Annotated in this window: 1 protein-coding gene; it reads left to right on the forward strand. The window is 33.5% G+C overall.

Going from position 1 to position 459, the window contains the following annotated elements:
* Positions 1–9: 9 nt before the first annotated feature.
* Entirely contained in the window at positions 10–342 is a 333-nt protein-coding gene (gene rpsB / locus EZV76_RS17960; RefSeq protein ID WP_500683431.1) for a 30S ribosomal protein S2, read from the forward strand.
* Positions 343–459 lie beyond the last annotated feature (117 nt).

A 459-nucleotide genomic window follows, 5' to 3' on the forward strand; every position in this document is an offset into this window, starting at 1 on the left:
GAACAAAAGATGGGCAGATTTAATCGTCTTCCGAAAAGAGATGCAGCTATGTTGAAAAGACAATTATCTCACTTRCAAACATATCTGGGCGGGATTAAATATATGACGGGGKTACCYGATATTGTAATCATTGTTGATCAGCACGAAGAATATACAGCTCTTCGAGAATGTAYTACTTTGGKAAWTCMAACAATTTGTTTAATCGATACAAATTGTGACCCCGATCTTGGAGATATTTCGATTCCAGCGAACGATGACGCTATAGCTTCAATCCGATTAATTCTTAACAAATTARTATTTGCWATTTGTGAGGGTCGTTCTAGCTATATAATCMAYCCTTGATTAATAATAAGATAAATACATTAGTTAGGAAACTAAAGAGATTTATATGGAATTGGTTACAATTTTTGAACCTCAAAAAAGAGAAAAGAACTGAGGATATTATGTGATTTAGTTGGT

Origin of the sequence: Flagellimonas alvinocaridis (genome assembly GCF_004916895.1) — a bacterium.
In the GTDB taxonomy this organism is placed as follows: domain Bacteria; phylum Bacteroidota; class Bacteroidia; order Flavobacteriales; family Flavobacteriaceae; genus Flagellimonas; species Flagellimonas alvinocaridis.